The 14,086-nt window shown below is 68.6% G+C and carries 13 protein-coding genes and 1 tRNA gene; 11 read left to right on the top strand and 3 right to left on the bottom strand.

Features of this window, described 5'->3' with window-relative positions; all coding sequences use genetic code 11:
* Window positions 1-82: 82 nt before the first annotated feature.
* The gene (locus D7W82_RS06555; protein ID WP_120617504.1) at window positions 83-439 is read right to left on the bottom strand and encodes a response regulator; all 357 of its coding nucleotides are present in this window, start codon (window positions 437-439) and stop codon (window positions 83-85) included.
* Window positions 440-527: 88 nt separating this feature from the next.
* On the opposite strand from D7W82_RS06555, the gene D7W82_RS06560 reads away from it, so the two are divergent.
* A complete protein-coding gene (locus D7W82_RS06560) occupies window positions 528-1,601 on the top strand; it encodes a metallopeptidase family protein (protein WP_199727692.1) in 1,074 nt (357 codons plus the stop codon).
* Window positions 1,602-1,630: 29 nt separating this feature from the next.
* Window positions 1,631-1,924 carry a hypothetical protein gene (locus D7W82_RS06565; protein ID WP_147439243.1) on the top strand — a complete coding sequence of 98 codons (294 nt, stop codon included), beginning with the start codon at window positions 1,631-1,633 and terminating at the stop codon, window positions 1,922-1,924.
* A 3-nt stretch (window positions 1,925-1,927) separates the two neighbouring features.
* Here the strand turns inward: D7W82_RS06565 and D7W82_RS06570 are convergent, their stop codons facing one another.
* Window positions 1,928-4,324, bottom strand: coding sequence for a DUF3857 domain-containing protein (locus D7W82_RS06570; protein WP_120617506.1), 2,397 nt, complete (start codon window positions 4,322-4,324; stop codon window positions 1,928-1,930).
* A gap of 180 nt (window positions 4,325-4,504) precedes the next feature.
* Here D7W82_RS06570 and D7W82_RS06575 point away from each other — a divergent pair, with 180 nt between their 5' ends.
* From D7W82_RS06575 to D7W82_RS06585, 5 genes are all read left to right on the top strand, one after another.
* Window positions 4,505-5,470: a methyltransferase domain-containing protein gene (locus tag D7W82_RS06575; protein WP_120617507.1), complete on the top strand. Its 966-nt coding sequence runs from the start codon at window positions 4,505-4,507 to the stop codon at window positions 5,468-5,470.
* Between the two features lie 42 nt (window positions 5,471-5,512).
* Window positions 5,513-5,611 (top strand) — tRNA-Sec (locus D7W82_RS06580).
* Between the two features lie 175 nt (window positions 5,612-5,786).
* The gene (locus tag D7W82_RS39985; RefSeq protein WP_147439244.1) at window positions 5,787-6,272 is read left to right on the top strand and encodes a hypothetical protein; all 486 of its coding nucleotides are present in this window, start codon (window positions 5,787-5,789) and stop codon (window positions 6,270-6,272) included.
* Window positions 6,265-6,930 (top strand): hypothetical protein, encoded by a 666-nt coding sequence (locus D7W82_RS39990; RefSeq protein ID WP_147439245.1) that lies wholly within the window; start codon window positions 6,265-6,267, stop codon window positions 6,928-6,930. Before D7W82_RS39985 ends, D7W82_RS39990 begins: the two co-directional genes overlap by 8 nt.
* Window positions 6,931-7,016: 86 nt before the next feature.
* Window positions 7,017-7,367 carry a DUF2019 domain-containing protein gene (locus D7W82_RS06585; RefSeq protein ID WP_120617508.1) on the top strand — a complete coding sequence of 117 codons (351 nt, stop codon included), beginning with the start codon at window positions 7,017-7,019 and terminating at the stop codon, window positions 7,365-7,367.
* 39 nt (window positions 7,368-7,406) lie between these two features.
* Here D7W82_RS06585 and D7W82_RS06590 read toward each other — a convergent pair whose 3' ends face one another.
* Window positions 7,407-8,369: a glycosyltransferase family 2 protein gene (locus tag D7W82_RS06590; protein WP_158617602.1), complete on the bottom strand. Its 963-nt coding sequence runs from the start codon at window positions 8,367-8,369 to the stop codon at window positions 7,407-7,409.
* A gap of 62 nt (window positions 8,370-8,431) precedes the next feature.
* On the opposite strand from D7W82_RS06590, the gene D7W82_RS06595 reads away from it, so the two are divergent.
* From D7W82_RS06595 to ectB, 4 genes are all read left to right on the top strand, one after another.
* The gene (locus D7W82_RS06595) at window positions 8,432-9,784 is read left to right on the top strand and encodes a glycosyltransferase (RefSeq protein WP_120617510.1); all 1,353 of its coding nucleotides are present in this window, start codon (window positions 8,432-8,434) and stop codon (window positions 9,782-9,784) included.
* Window positions 9,781-11,205, top strand: coding sequence for a glycosyltransferase (locus D7W82_RS06600; RefSeq protein WP_120617511.1), 1,425 nt, complete (start codon window positions 9,781-9,783; stop codon window positions 11,203-11,205). Before D7W82_RS06595 ends, D7W82_RS06600 begins: the two co-directional genes overlap by 4 nt.
* A gap of 115 nt (window positions 11,206-11,320) precedes the next feature.
* Complete coding sequence (locus D7W82_RS06605) at window positions 11,321-12,706, top strand: nucleotide disphospho-sugar-binding domain-containing protein (protein ID WP_120617512.1); 1,386 nt, start codon at window positions 11,321-11,323, stop codon at window positions 12,704-12,706.
* Window positions 12,703-13,974 carry a diaminobutyrate--2-oxoglutarate transaminase gene (ectB, locus tag D7W82_RS06610; protein ID WP_120617513.1) on the top strand — a complete coding sequence of 424 codons (1,272 nt, stop codon included), beginning with the start codon at window positions 12,703-12,705 and terminating at the stop codon, window positions 13,972-13,974. The genes D7W82_RS06605 and ectB overlap by 4 nt, the downstream gene beginning before the upstream one ends.
* Window positions 13,975-14,086: the final 112 nt, after the last annotated feature.

The following is a 14,086-nucleotide window of genomic DNA, read 5'->3' on the forward strand; positions in this document are numbered from 1 at the left end:
AACGGAAAGGGGCAGGCGTGTGGGCCTGAGGACGCCTTCCGGCCCGCCCGGGTGGGGGGCGCGGGCAGCCGAAAGGAAGGCCCTACTCCGCGAAGCGCACGAGGTTGAGCAGCTGCCCCATGTCCAGGGGCTTCTGCAGGGTGATGGCGACGCCCTTGCGCAGGCCCCGGTCGGAGATGTTCTCGTCCCTGCTGGCGGTCATCATCAGGACGGAGATGTTCTGGAAGCGGGGGTCCGCCTTCAGCATCTCCGTGAAGTGGATGCCGTCCAGGTGGGGCATCAGGTAGTCGGTGATGACCAGCCCCACGGGGTGACGCTCCATGATGTCCAGGGCCTGGAGCGCGTCCGACGCCGAGAACACGGTGTAGCCATGCATCTCCAGGTAGCGAGAGAGCATGGTGCACAGCTCGTAATCGTCGTCGACGACCAGGATGTTCACGGGGTTCGGGCCGAAACGGGGCGCTGGAAGGTAACAGCGACGCCGGTCGTTGACAACGCGAAGGGCGGCTTCTTAGCTGCCTGCCCGTATGGCGAAGCGCATGGCGAAGCAAGGGGAGGCGCGGGACCTGGACGCGCGGCTGGAGGGGGTCGCGGACGCCTTCGAGGCGAGGGACTTCGAGGCCGCGCTCGCCAGCGCCGACGCCCTGCTCCGGGACGTTCCAGACTCACCAGAAGCCCTGCACTACCGGGCCGCCGCGCTGGTGGAGGTGGGCCGCCTGGAGGACGCGGGCAAGGCCTACGGCGCCGCCCTCAAGATTGCCCCGGAAGACCTGGAGATCCTCTTCGGCGCGGCGGAATTCCTCGTCTGCCGCACCGGCGAGGACCGCGAGGCGGTGGAGGAGGGGCTGGAGTGGTGCGGCCGCGGGCGGAAGCTGGCGCAGCGGGACGACGACGTGGAGCTCGTCTACGAGTTCCTCCTCCTGGAGGGCATGGGCCTCAACCAGTTGGGGGAGTGCGAGTCCGCGCTGAAAATCCTGGACCAGGCGCTGTCGCACATGCCGCGCTCGCCGGACGCGCAGCTGGAGCGGGGCATCGCGCTGTTCGAGCTGTGCCGCTTCGCCCCCGCGCAGGAGGCCTTCGAGCGGGTGTTGAAGGACGCGCCGGACGAGGCGTGGGCGCACCACTACCTGGGGCTCATCGCCGAGCGGCGCCAGGATGCGAAGGAGGCGAAGAAGCGCTTCCTGCGGGCGCAGACGCTGGCGCCGGAGGAGCTGCCGCCGCCCGTGGCGCTGGAGGAGGCGGCGTTCGACCGCGCGGTGGAGGACGCGATGCGCGCCCTGCCCTCGCAGGTGAAGCAGTACATGGACAACGTGACGCTGGCGGTGGAGGACCTGCCGTCGGATGAGGACCTGCTGGGTCAGCAGCCGCCGCTGTCGCCGTGCATCCTGGGGGTGTTCCGGGGCACGCCCGTGGGCGAGCGCAGCGTGATGGACGCGGCGGATCACTTCCCGCCCGCCATCGTGCTGTACCAGAAGAACCTGGAGCGCTTCGCGCGCACCCGCGAGGAGCTCATCGAACAGATTGGCATCACGGTGATGCACGAAGTCGGTCACTTGATGGGTCTGGATGAAGACGACCTGTGGGAGCGGGGTCTGGACTAGCGCCGTCCTCCCCTGCCCTGATGCGCGCCATGCATGCATGGACGAAGCTGGGGCTGATGGCGGTGCTGGGCCTGACGGGCTGCCTGGGCGACGACACCGAAGAGCCGCGCACGTGTCCGCAGGTGGTGGTGTTCGCGCGCTCGGACAGCGAGACGTGCCAGTCCTTCCCGACGCCGTGTGACGTGCCGGAGGGGTACGTGGAGTGCTGCGGCGGCCTCTTCGGGGGCTGCGCGGGGAACGTGTCCGGGAACACCTGCGTGGATGATCCGACCGACACGTGCCAGCCCGGGGGCAGCGCGGACTGCCCGGGCATCTGCCAGTAGGCGTCAGGCGGCGCGCGAGCCCTTGTCCTCGAAGTAGGCGCGGCGGGCGCGGGCGCAGGCGGGGCACTGCCACTGCACCAGGGTGAGGTGGCGCTCGCCCAGGACGACGGCCTCGTGGCGCAGCGACTCCCGTGGGGCCTCGCCGGTGGCCCCACAGGCGCAGCGCAGCCGGTCCAGCGTGGACAGCAGCTCCTGAGCGCTGGTGATGGGGATGGCGGCCCCTGCGCTGTCGCCCCGGTGGTCGGCGTCGAACTTGCGCGCGAAGGCGCGGCGCCGGCCCCAGGCGCGGCCCTTGCGCCAGAGCCCCACCGGACCGCCCTGCGCGATGACGAACCACAGACCGAGGCACGTCGCGACGACGCCCAGGAAGAGGGCCCCCGCCTCACCGGACGGAGCGGACGAGCCCTGGCGGCGGGCGGCCCGGCGCCTGAGTTGGATGGCGTAGCCTCGCTGGTCCTCGGTGGCGCGCACGGCCTTCACGTGCTCGGCGATGCGCTCGGGCGGGACCGAGTCCGCCGTGCTGCGGTAGGTGTAGTCGAGCAGCAGCGTCTGGCCTCTGGCGCGGGTGTCGGCCACGAAGCGGAAGGCCGGACCGTCCACGACCTCGTACTCCGTCCTGACAGGGGGGAGTTCGCCGGCCTTCAGCGTGATGCGGTGGCGAGCGAAGACGGGGTGCTCCACCGCCAGCGGGAAGGCGCGGTGGGAGTAGTTCGGCACGGCGAGGGACTGGCGCAGGCCATGCGCGCGGAACTCCCGGCGGCCGTCCGAGGTCCAGAAGTCCTCGATGCGGTAGTGCTCTTGCGTGACGAGCACGTTGTTCACGGTGTCGTCGTCCACCGACATGGGCTTCGCGATGGAGATATTCGCGTCCGTCTTCGCGTAGAAGTTGAAGTAGAAGCGGGACACCTCGGACAGGGACGTGCCCGCGAGCGCGCGGCGCATGGCGTTGGCGGACTCCCCCGTGCGCGTGGTGACGACGTCGAGTGTCGCGGCCCCGTCGCGGTCCATCGCGACGTAGGTCTCATCCACGAAGAACGAGGGCTCCGTCAGCGTGGGCGTGGGGATGACGGAGAGCGCCGTGGTGCCAGGGGCGACCAGGAGGGCCCGGCCGTAGGAAGGCGGCGCGTAGCTGTCGAGCCCGCCGCGCTCCAGCGTCGCCGTGGGATCCACCCACAGCTCGCGGCCGGACACGGTGGCGTGGACGATGGCGTGGTTGAACGCGGTGGCGGTGGGACGCAGGCCGTCCAGCAGCTGCGCGAGGTCCGTGCTCACGAGCGCCGGCTGCGCGTCGATGCCCAGCCCCTTGAGGAGCGATACCAAGAGGAGCGACTTGTCCTTGCAGTCGCCGAAGCGGCGCTGGAGGACCTCGTCGGGAGGATGGGGCTGGTGGGAGTTGGGGCCCATCTCGATGCCCAGGTAGCGCACCTCGTCCTGGACGAAGCGGAGCGCGGCGAGGAAGCGCGCCTCGGGGGTGGGCTCCTTCGAGAGCCGGCGGACCTCCTGCGCCACCGCCTTGGAGCGGGCGGGCACCTGGAACAGCGTGGAGGCCCAGCGCGCGACGTCGTTCCAGTCCTTGTATTCGCTGAACTGGATCCACGGGTAGACGGGCTGCCAGCCGGGGACGTCGTCCTCGTGGCGGACCGCGGGCACGTGGTGGCGCTCCAGGATGATTTCGCGCTCGCCGTTGAGCATCGACTCCGAGCGCGACAGGCCCGGCGCGGCGAAGTCCCGGATGAAGAGCGTGCGCCCCCGCCCCTCCGGCCACAGCAGCCGGTAGGCGAAGTGGACCACGGGATAGGGATGGCCCACGCCGACGACGTCGGAGAAGCGTCCGCCAAAGACAGGGTTGGCGCCTTCGAAGGAGTACGCGACCTCCACGGTGTCGCCCACGCGCACGTCGCGGAGGAAGGGCACCACGGAGAGGGCGCCGTTGTAGAGCCGGTTCTGGAGCTCGGTCTCCTGCTGGATGACGCGGGCCTCGGCGGGCTGGAAGACGTCCTCGCGCCGGCCGTCGCGGATGCGCCAGATGCCGTGGACGGTGAGCTTCTGGTACGTCGGATCGAAGCGGAACTGGATGTCCGTGACGCGGTCGATGCCCCGCGGCGAGAGGACCTTCTGCGCCGAGTGCAGGTAGTGCTCGCGCGAACGGCCGGACACGCGCACCTGCTCCTCGATCAGCAGCCGGGAGACGCTGGTCTCCTCCTCGCCCTCGGGCGCCGGGCCGGGGTCTGGAGGAATGGGCAGCGGCTTCACCCACACGGCGGGAGGCCCGACGCGGAACGGCCGGGCGTTCGTCGCCGGTGCCGCCCCGGCGCGCAAGGACAGACACAGGCACAGCAGCAGGACGGACGCCGGCAGGAAGCCCGGTGCCAGGGGGACGGGACGGAAGGTTCGGCGCATGGCGGAAGAGGGCGCCCATCATGGAGCCCGGAGGACGCGCCGGACAAGGCGCCCCCTGGGACGGAGGGCGGGCGTCCCCTCACCTTTCACCAGTGAAAACCGGCAGACAGGTCAGGACCGGAATCGCCGTGACAAGGACTAGGGTTCCGGCGGTCGGATGGAAGGCCCAGGAGGCTGGCGATGGTCAACGTGAGGCAGGTCGCAACGAGGCTGAAGAGTGCGCTTCTGGCGGACCCGGAGCGTTTCTACACGAACGAGACAGGGGCCTGGGTGGCGGGGATGCCGACGCCACAGGACATCCGGGTGACGACGGGCCGTGAGCCCTTCTGGATCAACCTGGGCTACTGGAAGCACGTGGAGAAGGTGGACGACACCAACGTCGAGCGCGTGGGGGAGCTGTTCCGGTCCGCCCAGGCGGAGATGGCGCGCCTGCTCGCGAGGACGGCGAAGCTGGGGCCTGGGGATGCCGGCCTGGACTGCGGCTTCGGGTACGCGGACCAGGACCTGCTGTGGGCGGAGGAGTTCAGGCCCGCGAGCATCCTCGGGGTGAACATCACGCCGAACCAGGTGAAGGTGGGCCGGGAGCGCGTGAAGCTGACGGGGCTGGAGGACGTGGTCCGCCTGGAGGTGGGGAGCGCGACGGCGCTGCCGGGTGCGGGGGCGTTCGACGTGGTGTTCGCGCTGGAGTCCGCGATGCATTTCCGGACGCGGCAGGACTTCCTGCGCGAGGCCTTCCGGGTGTTGAAGCCGGGAGGCCGGCTGGTGATGGCGGACATGGCGCAGAAGACGGACCGCGAGTCGGGCGCGGGGCTGCGGGCCAGGCTGCGCTACCGGTACTGGCGGGGACTGATTGCGTTTCCGGAGGAGAACGTCTGGTCGACGGAGCGATACCGGGAGGAGCTCAGGCGGGCGGGGTTCCAGGACGCGAAGGTGGAGTCGATTGCCGACGACGTGTACCCGGCGGTGAACACGGCGCTGGCGGCGCTGCGGGGCATGACGCAGTTGGAGCGCAATCCGGGGAGCACGTCCCTGCACCAGGTGCGCGCGGACGTGCACAAGGCGATGCGGATGACGCCGGAGCAGCTCCAGTGGCCCGCGCTGTTCAACTGCGACGAGTACGCCGTGGTGTTCGCGCGCAAGCCGTGACGGTGGTTGACGGACCAGGCCGGAGCGGCGGTAATCGGAAGCGGTAGGGCCTCCGGACCTGGTGGCCGGCCCGGTCTTCAAAACCGGTGGGGGGCTGCGAGAGCAGTCCCTGGCGAGTTCGATTCCCGTGCCCTACCGCCAGTATTCTCCTTTGTAACCAGGCGCCATGGTTTTCCCTTGGGTTCTCGGCCTCGTTCGCTCCCTCAGGGGAAAAGGCGGTCGGCCAGCATTGAGCCGCAGGCATGACGAGGTCCGGGCAGTGGAGAGCGGATTGGTGCCCAGGAAAGCAACGCGGAGGCTAGACCTGTGGGTGCTCGTGACAGCCCTGCTGGTTGGCGCGTTGGGCCAGAGCGGATGCGCCCACGGACGTGGCTTGGTCATTGGACGCATTACACCGGGACATTTCCGCTTCAAAACAGTCGTCGCGGTGGACACCGCCGAGATGCAGCCTGATGGCTGGCGAGCTGTCTGCATCCATGCGCGCATCACGGAAGGCGATTCAGGAGCTACCGATGTATGCAAATTCGAGGTAGGTGTTCCGATCCGCAACGCCCAGCAGGGAGAAGTTCCTCTGGAGGTTGCCCAGCAGGCTGCTGCCTATCTGGCCAACGCGGCAGCACATGAGGTTCTATCCAAGACTCAGCCAGGAGAGCTGATTGCCATCCTGTGCCGCCGATTCAAGAACAAATATGAGCACCCGATCAGAGAACGCATTGCCGGAGCGCGTGTGTCGAAGTGCCAGACCCCAGGCTTGGAGCCCATCTACTTCGACATTCCACGGAAGGGAGCGGCGAATGACTGAAGGCTCGCAAGAGTCATTGATTGAGTTCGCGCAGCGGCACTACCCAACCGGGTTCCCAGTGGAAGAGGATGAGCCAGCCCACCAGCGCACACCTGAGCATGCAAGGTTCATGGCGGCATGGGACAAGGCCTTGAATGGGCCCCATTGGAAGAACCTCATGAAGGGACTCAAACGCGCCTTTCCAGATGAAAACATCGGTAACGGAACCCAACCCTACGTCTCGGCGTGCATGCGCTGTTTTCTCTACCGCACAGAGCCGCTGCCTGGAGGCGAGCGACTCGCGACACGCATCGCCGCGGCAGTCAGTGTCCTGGCGCCTTTCTACATTGTCTATGTCACGACCCAGGTCTGGCATCCCACCTATACTGAATACCCCACTGCGGCGGCCCCCCACCCCAAGAGAGGGGACGCAGGCGATGAGTCCTTTCACCTCCAGCACTTTTCCCCACCCCAGCTCACTTTTGATCCGCCCGCGACAGTCAGGCAGGAAGTCAATGCGCTGGAACACCAAATAGAGGAAGTGCTCGGCTATCGCCGCTTCCCCTTGGCTTTCGCGGGGGTGGCGCTTCCAGGGCTTCAAGTGGGCTTCTTCAATGGCGAAGATCCTCCCACGCTTTTGGATGCGCTCTTCTCCGACAATCTCGCCTACCTGCCTTGACGAACCGCATTCGCGGCATTGCTTTACGGAACCTGTCAACACTTCGGGCTTCTGGCCATCGAGAACGTGAGGAAGGGGCTCTGGTGATGAAGTTGCAGGACCTTGTCGAGCAGTTCGTCGAGAACGTGGTCGCGCAGAACGAGGCCATCTTCCGGGGAGACGCCAAGACTGGAAACAAGCACGCCAGGAAGTACGGTGCCGCCGTCGACAAGCTCCTGGCCCACGGCAATCCCGGACGTGACGCGCTCTGCGTGCTGCTCAAGCATGAGCGCATGGACGTGCGCGTGATGGCTGCCGCGCATCTGCTCCGCTATCGGACGGCCGAAGCCAAAGCGGTCCTGGAGGAAGCTGCCAAGGGGCAGGGCCTGGTCCCGTTCGGAGCGCAGCAGGCATTGAAACGCTGGGAAGAAGGAACCTGGGCGCTTGATCCGGAGTAGCCCGCGAGAGCCGTCCCTGGCGAGTTCGATTCCCGTGCCCTACCGCCATGCTCCCATGCCCCATTCAGGCATGGCGAGCACGAGCCCCACTGGCAGGAACCGCTCCCCCAGCACCGCCGCGTATCGCAGCAGCATCGCGGGGTTCTTCACCGCGAGAGACAGACACTCACCCCAGCGGCCGGCGTGCAGGGGTTCGCGGAAGCTTGCATCCCCCAGCTCATCCCACTTGCGCCGCCGGTAGCCTTCCAGCGCAGTGACAATCTCTCCGTGTGTCTTTGCATCCACGTCGCGGATGAGCGCGTCCGTCATCTCAAGAATCCGCGAAAGACAGCTCACGGGGCTGGCGACGAGCGAGTCACTTCGCGCCCTGTAGAAATACAAGGCTTCATGCGACACCACCATCCTTCCGGAGGCCAGCAGGCACCGCAGCAGCATCTCGAAGTCCTCGCCCGCCCGGAACGCGGGGTTGTAACGGATGCCATTGGCGATCAGGAACTCACGCCGGAAGAGAGGCTTCAGGATGCCATAGTCATCCACCACCATCTTCAGCGCTGACACCTCGAACGGACCGTCAATCCGCCCCAACCGCCCGGCGTGCACCGTGAACAACGTGGACCGCGGCTCATGCGCCCCCTCCGGGACGAGCAGCAGGTCATCACAGACGATGTCGGCCCTGCGCTCCTCGGCCAGGGCCAACAGTCGCTCCAACCGCTCCGCCCTCCACCAGTCATCCGAGTCCAGGACGGCGATCCACTCCCCCCTCGCCTGCGCGATGGCCGCGTTCCGGCTCCAGGCGGGCCCCTGGTTCCGCTCATTCTCGAAGACTCGCACCCGGGCGTCGCCGTAGCCCCTGGCCACCGCCACCGTGCCGTCCGTCGAGCCGTCGTCCACCACGACGACCTCCACGTCCTCCACCGTCTGCCCCAACGCCGAGTCCAGGGCCGCGCCCAGATAGCGCTCCACATTGAAGGCAGGAATGACCACGGAGACTTGAGGCCTCATGAGCTCCAGGTTCCTCATCTTGCGGGGCTTCCCATCCTGCCTGTCTGATAGCGTTCCAAGCCATGGCGAAAATCGTCTTTCTTCCGCTTCCGGAGGCGGGACACATCCACGCGACGTTCGGCCTGGCGAAGCAGCTTGCGTCGCGCGGGCATGAAATTGGTTACATGGCGCCTCCCGACGGCGAGGCCTTCCTGCGCCGACAGCCGTGGCCCTTCACCCCCATCCTCGAGGACGTGCTCCCCCGGGGATATCAGGCGGAATTGCACTCGCGGCTGGCCGACCCGGACCTCACCCCCGCCGCCCACAAGGAGCTGACCCGTGAGTTCATCCGCCGACGCGGTGAACGCAACCGGGAGATCCTCTTTGGCCCCACCTTCGAGTCACGGCTGCGTGACAGCGGGGCCGACCTGCTGCTCGTGGATGCCACGTTCACCCTTCCGGCGCTCGCGGCCCACAAGGTGGGCATCCCCGCGTTCCAGCTCTGTACCAACCTGGCGCTCCATCGCGACGCGGCTGTACCTCCCCTGACGTCACACCACATTCCAACCGGCAGCCTGCGCTCCCGGATCCGCATCCGCGCCGCGTGGGAGTGGCTCTACCTGCACACGTTCATGCCCGGCGGGGAACGGATGCGCGCCCCGGTGCGCGAGTTCTACCGCCGGTACCCTGAAGCAAGCCCTGGCGACTTCCACGCCCACCTCCAGATTGGCCCGCATCTGAAGGTGCCCACCCTGGTGACGTGCACCCCCGGGTTCGACTTTCCCCGGGCCTCGGGCGGCATCCACTACCTGGGGCCCTGCGTCGACCGCGAGCGCACCGAGCCTCCGCTTCCTCCAGAAGCCGCCTCCGGGGAGGCGCCCCTCATCCTGTGCTCCCTGGGCAGCCACGGCGACCGCGTCCGCGCGCACCGCCACTTCTTCCAGGCCGCCATCGACGCCGTCGCGCGCAGGCCCCAATGGCGGATGCTCATGGCGGTGGGGGGACAGGTGGGCGCCGGGGGTTTCGGCCCCCTGCCCCCCAACGTCACCGTCGTGGAGCGCGTGCCCCAGCTCTCCGCCCTGAAACGCGCCTCGGTGATGATCACCCATGGCGGCCTCAACAGCGTCAAGGAGTGCATCTGCCTTGGCGTCCCGATGATTGTCTATCCGCTCGTGTTCGATCAGCCGGGCAATGCCGCCCGCGTGGTCCATCACGGCCTGGGCCTGCGCGGCGACATCCGTCAGGCCTCGGTGCAACAGCTGAGCGCCCAGCTCGATGAGGTGCTGGGCAACACCGCCTATCGCGCCCGCGTCCAGGCCCTCCAGCGGGACTTCCTGGACGCCGACGACTCCGGGCTCGGGGCCCGGACGATTGAGCAGCTCCTTCCGCAACCCGAAGCCCGCGCCACCCCGCGGCGAAATCGAGCCACCCCATGACCCGTCGCGCCACCCTGTTCCTGGAGGCGGCGCCCTACGCGAACGCCTCGGGCTACATCAACGCCCTGCTCGCGGAGGAGCTGTCCCGGCTGGGCTACACCCACGAGGCCCACGTCGGGCAACACCCCGTCGCGGGCAACATCGTCACGCCCCTGGCCACCGCGGACCGGCTCCGGCGCATCCGAGCGGCGCCGAAGGCCGACCTCGCCATCTATTGCGACCGCGCCCTCGCCATGCGGCTGCCCACCCGCGAGCAGGCTCGCAAGACGCTGGTGCTGTTTCACGGGCTGATGGGCACACCCTCCACGTGGCTCGAGTCCCCTGTCATCGACGGACACTGGGTGCTCTCCCCCTACATGGAGCGCGCGCTGACGTCCCTGCTCGCGCTGCCGGACTGGCGCCGACGTCAGTGCCTGCACCCCCGGGCGTTCCAGACCGTGTCCCTGCTCACGCCGCCCCTCCCCTGTGTCGATGAAGCCCGGGGCCATCCCGAGCTGAAGGGCGCGGAGCTGCCGCCCCACCTTCGCGAGGCACTGGAGTCCACGGACGTCATCGGCCATGCCGTCCAACCCGGCAAGCCGGACTGGGGCGCCGTCACCGCCATCATGCTCAACCTCAATGCCCTGGCGCGGGAACATGGCCAGCGGCGCCGCTTCCGGCTCGTCATCGAGGCGGAGGACTTCGCGCTCGTGAGGCACGCCTTCGCCCGGGGCGACGGGAGCGCCGAGGCCGCGCGGATGGGCCTGGACGCGCTCGGGCTCACCCTGGAGGACGTGCTCGTCCCCGTGGAGAAGCTCAGCCAGCCGGCCCTCTTCCAGCTGTTCCGCTCGGCCCGCTTCGGCCTGGCCTACAACGGCTTCCCGGAGCCCTTCGGCTTCTACGTGCTCGAGTCCGTGTTCAACGGCTGCCCCGTCTACACCAATGGCAGTGGGAACAACCGGTTCGCCCTTCCCCCGGACCACGGCATCCATGTCCACGAGACCGCGGGCATGTCCTTTGGCGACGTGGGCGCGTTCGCGGAGGTGGCCTCGCGCATCTTCGCGGATCTGGAGGACCCCGAAGCGCAGGCCGCGTCCTGCCTCCGCGGCCGCGAGCACATCCAGCGCACCTTCACCCGCGCCGCCTTCGCCCGCTCCGTGGAGACGTGCCTGCTGCGGCTGGAGGGCTCACCCGCGGAGCCCGTCCCCTTCGAGACCCTGGAGGTCGAGTCCGGCCCGCTCGTGCGTTGCCTGGACGAGGAGGGACACGTCGTCTCCGACTTCGAACACGTCGTCCTGGAACCCGCCGAGCTCCAGCTCCTGCGCGACGTGCGGGGCCGCAACGCCGGCGAGGTCGCGGCCCGCCTTCCTCCAGAGAAGACAGACATGCTCCAGGAGCTCTTCTCACGCGGGATGCTGACCCTGAGGCCCCCCGCGCTGTGACATTTCCTGTCACAACCTTTTCTCAGGACCCGAGAAGCGCAGCTGGCTTGTTTCTCAGTTTTAACGGAAGTTCCTTGACCAGAAATTGTTCACTCACGGTAAATGCAGCGGAGGAATGGCGACCTTCGTAATCTCTCCGATGGATGACCATGGACATGTCAATCCGACGCTCCGGATTGCCAGGGTCCTGCGTTCGAGGGGACACCGGGTCGTCTACTGCGGGATTCCGGACCTGGAGACGCTGGTCGCGCCCGAAGGCTTCGAGTTCCTTCCCGTCCTGGAGGAGCTCTGCCCCAAGGGGTTCCAGGCGGAGATGCTGGCCCGCGCCAGCGAGCTGCGTGGACTGAAGCTGCTGCGCTTCGCGCGGGAGGTGCAGCGCCACGAAGACCGCTACCACGCGGCCTTGCTGGCGGGCGCCTTCGACAAGCCGTTCGCCCAGCTGCGACCGGATCTGCTCCTGTGTGACGTGCTGCTGCCAGAGCCCCCGCTGGCCGCGCACGGGGCGGGCGTGCCGTGGCTGCTCCTGAATACGACGCTGCCGCTGCGGCAGGAGGCGGGACAGCCCCCGCTGACGTCCCCCCTGCTGCCTGACGGAGGCGTCGCCTCCCGCGTCCAGCTGCGGCTCGCGTGGTGGCGCGCGACGTACCGCCACCGGCTGGGGCTCTGGTTCCGCTCCCGTCCGGTCAGCCACCTGCTGCGCCTGGCCCGGCACCATGGCTTTCCTCGCGAGCGCCTGGACTTCGACGGCATCACCCTCAAGCCCTGGGGGCCGGAGCTGGTGCTCTGCCCCCGCGAGTTCGCGGAGCTGACGCCGCCGCGGGGCGCGACTCGCGGCGAATACCTCTACGCGGGCCCTTCCGTGGACCTGGAGCGCCAGGAACCGGACTTCCCATGGGAGCGGCTGCGCGACGGCCGGCCGCTCGTGCTCGTGTACCTGGGGACCCTGCCCTACGTGACGGACCTGGATGCGCGCCTCTTCCGCGCGGTGCGCGACGCGGCGGCCCTCAGGCCCGGCTGGCAGTTCGTGCTGTGCGTGGGCCGCAAGTTGGATCCGGCGGCCTTCGACGGTGGCGCGCCCAACGTCATCGCCGTGCGGCGCGCGCCCGTCGTGTCGCTCTTGCGGCGGGCCGCGGCGATGATCACCCACGGCGGCTTCAACAGCGTGAAGGAGTGCATCAGCCTGGAAGTGCCGATGGTGGTCCTCCCCATCCAGTACGACCAGCCCGGCATCTCCGCCCGCGTGGTGCACCATGGCCTGGGGGTGCGCGCCGCGCCCGCGAGCGTCACCCCGCGGACCCTGCTGCGCCTCTTGGACGAGGTCGTCACCGTCCCCCGCTACCGCGAGAACCTCCGCCGCCTCCGCGCCCGCTTCGAGGAGGCCGAGCAGCAACGGCCCGCGGCCGACGTCATCGAGGACTTCCTTCATCACCCCAGGCGGCCCGCCGCGAGGTCCGCCGGACCGCTTTCTCCTTCCGTCCCTACCGCCCGAGCCCTGCCATGAGCCCCCAGCCTTCCGCCTCCACCGACTCCGCCACGACGGTGTTCGAACAGCGAGAGTCCAACGTCCGCCTGTACTGCCATTCCTTCCCGGCGGTCTTCACCCGCGCCAAGGGCTCCACGCTCTTCGACACGCAGGGCAAGCGCTATCTGGACTTCTTCGCGGGCGCGGGCGCGCTCAACTACGGACACAACCCGGAGCCCATCAAACGCAAGGTGATGGAGTACCTGGAGTCCGACGGCATCGTGCATGCGCTGGATGCGTACACGGCTGCCAAGCGCGACTTCCTGACGCACTTCGAGAAGACGATCCTCGCCCCGCGCGGGCTGGAGCACAAAGTCCAGTTCTGCGGCCCCACGGGCACCAACGCGGTGGAGGCCGCGCTCAAGCTGGCGCGCAAGGTGACGAAGCGCACCGGCCTCTTCGCCTTCACCGGCGCGTACCACGGGATGACGCTGGGCAGCAGCGCGGTGACGTCCAGCCGGGGCGTGCGCTCGGCCGCGGGCATTCCGCTGGGCCACACCACCTTCATTCCCTATCCGGAGGGGCCCAAGGGCGCCTTCGATTCGCTGGCCTTCATGGAGCGGATGCTGGAGGACAGCTGCTCGGGCGTGGACGTGCCCGCCGCCGTCATCGTCGAGAGCGCGCAGATGGACGGGGGCATCTACGTGGCCAGCGAGGAGTGGCTGCGCGGGCTGCGCAAGCTGACGGAGAAGCACGGCATCCTGCTCATCGTCGACGACATCCAGGCGGGCTGCGGCCGCTCCGGCCGCTTCTTCTCCTTCGAGCGCGCGGGCATCGTCCCGGACCTGGTGACGCTCTCCAAGTCCATTGGCGGCTATGGCTTCCCCATGTCCCTGCTGCTCATGAAGCCCGCGTTGGATGTGTGGCGGCCGGGCGAGCACACGGGCACCTTCCGCGGCAACCAGGTGGCGTTCGTCGCGGCCACCGCGGCGCTCGACTACTGGGCGCAGGATGACTTCACGCAGGGCCTGACGGCGAAGTCGCGGCTGCTGGGGGAGCTCACGCGCCAGGCGGCCCCCGGGCTGGAGGTGCGCGGCCTGGGCATGGCGCACGGCATCGACCTGAATGGCCACGGCGGCCACGAGCGCGGCCTGCGCGTCCAGCAGCGCTGCTTCCAGCGCGGGCTCATCCTGGAGCTGTGTGGCCGCGACGACACGGTCATCAAGCTGCTGCCGCCTCTCACCACCTCCGTGGACGAGCTCCGCGAAGGCACCGCCATCCTGGCGGCGGCCCTCTCGGAGGGCTGAGGCAGCGCGCCCCTGCCGGCGCCTTCAAGCGCATGGCCTGGGGGCTCCTCCCCGTAGGAGCCCCACACGCTGGCGCCATGTCCGTTCCTACTTGAGCCCGCCGGTCCTCCCG

This window comes from Corallococcus sp. CA049B (genome assembly GCF_003611685.1).
Classification (GTDB): Bacteria; Myxococcota; Myxococcia; order Myxococcales; family Myxococcaceae; genus Corallococcus; species Corallococcus coralloides.

Coding starts and splice junctions, on each gene's coding strand:
- D7W82_RS06560 (WP_199727692.1), top strand. CDS start 528: ATGGCGAAGCGCATGGCGAAGCAAGGGGAGGCGCGGGACCTGGACGCG.
- D7W82_RS06565 (WP_147439243.1), top strand. CDS start 1,631: ATGCATGCATGGACGAAGCTGGGGCTGATGGCGGTGCTGGGCCTGACG.
- D7W82_RS06570 (WP_120617506.1), bottom strand. CDS start 4,324: ATGCGCCGAACCTTCCGTCCCGTCCCCCTGGCACCGGGCTTCCTGCCG.
- D7W82_RS06575 (WP_120617507.1), top strand. CDS start 4,505: ATGGTCAACGTGAGGCAGGTCGCAACGAGGCTGAAGAGTGCGCTTCTG.
- D7W82_RS39990 (WP_147439245.1), top strand. CDS start 6,265: ATGACTGAAGGCTCGCAAGAGTCATTGATTGAGTTCGCGCAGCGGCAC.
- D7W82_RS06585 (WP_120617508.1), top strand. CDS start 7,017: ATGAAGTTGCAGGACCTTGTCGAGCAGTTCGTCGAGAACGTGGTCGCG.
- D7W82_RS06590 (WP_158617602.1), bottom strand. CDS start 8,369: ATGAGGCCTCAAGTCTCCGTGGTCATTCCTGCCTTCAATGTGGAGCGC.
- D7W82_RS06595 (WP_120617510.1), top strand. CDS start 8,432: ATGGCGAAAATCGTCTTTCTTCCGCTTCCGGAGGCGGGACACATCCAC.
- D7W82_RS06600 (WP_120617511.1), top strand. CDS start 9,781: ATGACCCGTCGCGCCACCCTGTTCCTGGAGGCGGCGCCCTACGCGAAC.
- D7W82_RS06605 (WP_120617512.1), top strand. CDS start 11,321: ATGGCGACCTTCGTAATCTCTCCGATGGATGACCATGGACATGTCAAT.
- ectB (WP_120617513.1), top strand. CDS start 12,703: ATGAGCCCCCAGCCTTCCGCCTCCACCGACTCCGCCACGACGGTGTTC.